This is a genomic window from uncultured Brachyspira sp., from assembly GCF_944390595.1.
GTDB lineage: Bacteria > Spirochaetota > Brachyspiria > Brachyspirales > Brachyspiraceae > Brachyspira.
The window spans coordinates 1-3,092 of the sequence record NZ_CALXRN010000204.1 but is presented as its reverse complement, the minus strand read 5'-3'; the positions used below and the strand labels follow the sequence as shown (position 1 = coordinate 3,092).

Sequence of the window (3,092 nt, the reverse complement as noted above, 5' to 3'; positions counted from 1 at the left end):
CCGACCCCCTCCCTTAGTATTTTTTAACACTTTTAGCAGCCCACGGTTTCCCAAAAAATTCCTGGAAAAAATTTCATAAAAATATAAAAGTCATTATTAATGAAAAAATATTATCATTTCTAATAATGTACTTAAAAAAATTAAAAAAATAATTTTCAATTCTATTATTAAAAATTGGGTTTAAAAAAAAATTCTAAAAAAAAATTTTCATAATTTCAAAAGACGTTTCATTAATTTTTTTCTAAAAAAAATGTAACTAAAAAACTGAACTCTTAACCTTATTTTCTTAATATTCAGATTGATTTCAAATCATCTATTTCTTTTCACCAATATTAATTCATAATAAAAAAGGAGTATATTATATTATATTAGTCTTCTGTTATGATATCAGTTTAGTTATATTTTTTTAACTAATAAGTTTGTGTTTATTTTTATATAATGTATTAAATTTGTGTCAATAAATGAAAGCTAATAAAAAAAGGAATTAGAATGTTTAATCCAAAGATAGACATAAGCAAGTTAGACTTTATGGGTATATTTGATATAGTGAAGATACCTAAAAAATATTTTCAATGTTTTACGTTAAATGGTGATAACATTGAGTTGTTTAAAGAGCGTTATGGTGACATGTTATTTTGTTTCAATCATGTATATGGTGATAATATTACTATGTTAAACAACACGATGAAGGTATCTTATTTAAACAAGTTTGATGGCAAGTTTTTGTGTCGTTCTCTTTGTTATAATGGTTTAACTTGTTTGTGGAATAATCAAACATTTATATCTCCTATGTTTTATGAGCGTGAGCAGCTTATGTTTGGAAGATTGGATGATGATATAGATGTTTATGTTATTGGCATGAATGATGCCAAGTATTATTATAAGTTGTTGAATTACGTGTTATATACATTCCGTGTAAAATGTTTTAAAGATACGGCTTCTCAGATATTGTGTCATGAAAAGATAACTGATGTTATTGGTGTTAATAGGAATATTTTTTTGCCATTTAATGAGTTACGTGTTGGCATGATTATAAAGCACAATTTAGAGTTTTACATTATAGTTCATAAAGAAAAGAATATTATACATTGTTCGAGATTATTTAAGAGAAACCTTACTTTCGGCATAGAAGGTTTGGTATCTGAGTTTATTACTCACAATTTCATTATGAATTTTAATGAAAAAGCGACCTATGAGGTTTATAGCAAAAGTGGTTTAATAAATGAATTTTTTTCGGATGAAAAATATTGTAATATTTCTAAGGAGTATAAGGATTTGAATTTATTTTTCGATAATTTTTTTAGGCTTTCGTTTTAATATAGTAGTTGTTTAATAATAAAAATGAGATAATATTTTGTATGGTGAGTTTGAAAAAGTCTGACATATATCGTCCTTTACTGATAGATATTTCTAAGTTCAATCGTATTCATTATAATTTTTCGTCTGAATTGTCTATTGAAAGATTTAATGAGAGGTTTAGTGACAAGTTTATAATTTGCAATGTTCGTAGAGGTGGTGTAGTTAGTTTATATGGTAATTGTTTTAAGTTACTTGCTTATTCTAATATAGGTGTTATTGGTAGGACGTTATGTTTTACGAGAAACATCAGTGTCAATTCTTCTTATAAAGATATTGGTGGTTTAGGCTCTGTGTTAAGTATTATGAATAAGGAGTATTACGGTTCTCATATGGACTGCGAGTTATGTTTAATAGATTCGAATGAATACAAGTATCGTTTAAAGCAAATGAATATTCAGTACATGAAGTACCGTTTGCAATGTTATGATAAGAATTTATCTTTACTAAAGGGAAGTAAGTTTTTAGGCAAATATGAAAGTTTGGATGGTAGTGATATCTTATTATCTAAAATTCGTAATGGTATGATTTTTCAGTATAATCCATTTGACTATTATGTTGCTGTTTCAAATTTTTGTGGTATTCTTAATTATAAGGAATTGTTTTATATTGACGAAAATATGGGTATTATTCATGTTAATGAATTTGATGGTATAAATCAAATGAAGACTAAATATATTCACATAGATACTGAAGTATATAAAACTCTTGGAGTTAGAATATGTTCAAGGGAGAAATTGATTGAAACGTGTTTTTCTGAGAGGTGTAAGGAAAAGATAATGCATGATTTTTATGAAAATAACAAGAAAATAGATGAATTATAATAATTTTATTTTATAATGTTTATGGTTGATATTAATTGTTATTATAATAGGATTAATGGTTTTAGGACATTGTTTAATTCATGTTTAAATATAAATCCAAATAATATGCATAAATTGTGTGAATTAGATAATGTTAGTATTGATGTGTTGCGTGAATTGTTATGCGGTAAGTTTGTGTTTTTTACTTATTGTAATTTACAATTAGAATACTATATTACTAATAAAATTAGCATTTACAATGTCATGTATATAAAGGACATAATAAAAATGGATGATAAAGAGGTTTATTTTGACTGTGTTAGTTTTATAAAGAACAAAGAATTATGGTTAAATAAATCTTTATTTATTCCGATTTACGAAAAGTGCAAACCAATGTTTCGTAAAACGCCTTCTATATTTTATTCAAATATAAATGCGTCGGTTAAGGCATATGAGATAGATAAGTCAGCAATATTTGAGATGATTAGTTCTTGTTTTGAATATGTTAAGCCAACGATAGATAATGTGGTACGTGCGAATGTATTATCGAATAAGCTTTTAGTTCAGAAAAATGAATATAAAAATGATATATCGTGTTGTTTATATAGGGATGAAATTAAAGGTAAAATTGGTTCATTGATTGAAGATAAGATAATATGTGAGCTAAAGATTAAATCTGGAAACAAACATCCTAATGAAGAAAGTGTTAATTTTATAACCGTGCGTAGCATGAGTGATAGATATATTACTTGTTTTAAACTGATGTGTGATTCTATTGTTGGTTTATGCTATGATTTAGCATCACATAAAAAAATAGAAAAATTGTATTTATTTAGCTATAAATCAATCGAATCTATTAGGTCTATAAATACGAATGTTATGTTTTCGAAGTTGAATCGGTATAATTTTTGGGTAAGGAGTCATTTATCTGAA

The 3,092-nt window shown here is 25.7% G+C and carries 3 protein-coding genes; all 3 read left to right on the top strand.

Translation table 11 applies throughout. The features are described 5' to 3' along the window. Nucleotides 1-723: 723 nt before the first annotated feature. Nucleotides 724-1,317 carry a hypothetical protein gene (locus Q0J90_RS12390; RefSeq protein WP_297278207.1) on the top strand — a complete coding sequence of 198 codons (594 nt, stop codon included), beginning with the start codon at nt 724-726 and terminating at the stop codon, nt 1,315-1,317. Between the two features lie 443 nt (nt 1,318-1,760). Continuing rightward, nucleotides 1,761-2,180, top strand: a complete 420-nt coding sequence (locus tag Q0J90_RS12385; RefSeq protein ID WP_297278206.1) for a hypothetical protein — start codon at nt 1,761-1,763, stop codon at nt 2,178-2,180. A gap of 267 nt (nt 2,181-2,447) precedes the next feature. Beyond that, nucleotides 2,448-3,092: hypothetical protein (locus Q0J90_RS12380; RefSeq protein ID WP_297278205.1), on the top strand; the 645-nt coding region annotated here is incomplete at its 3' end.

Coding starts and splice junctions, on each gene's coding strand:
- Q0J90_RS12385 (WP_297278206.1), top strand. CDS start 1,761: ATGAAGTACCGTTTGCAATGTTATGATAAGAATTTATCTTTACTAAAG.